The following is a 272-nucleotide window of genomic DNA, read 5'->3' as shown; positions in this document are numbered from 1 at the left end:
CTCATCGGCTTCTTCTCGACTGCCATGGGTGTTTTTGCCCTGGTATATGACTCCCTCTCGGCTTAAGACATATCTGCAGCTCTAGTTGTGCTTGGCGTAATAGGACTGTACATATCTTTTTACGACTCTAAAAAGAGCGACTACGAAAAGGCAGCCAAATCGATTACTAGAAACTTCAACTCACTTCGCGACCTTTATCGCACCGTTCAAAACAGCCAAGACGACTCGAAAAACGAAGAACACTACAATCAGCTAATGGAAATCGAAAACGA

1 pseudogene is annotated in these 272 nt (G+C 44.1%); it reads left to right on the top strand.

The window, feature by feature from the left end:
- Nucleotides 1–69 precede the first annotated feature (69 nt).
- Nucleotides 70–272 (top strand): annotated as a pseudogene (locus SB765_RS29715) (hypothetical protein); the annotation flags it as partial.

The organism is Pseudomonas sp. SIMBA_067, from assembly GCF_046534675.1.
Classification (GTDB): Bacteria; Pseudomonadota; Gammaproteobacteria; order Pseudomonadales; family Pseudomonadaceae; genus Aquipseudomonas; species Aquipseudomonas putida.
Note: the sequence above shows the minus strand (reverse complement) of the source record. Positions and strands in the feature narration are given on the sequence as shown.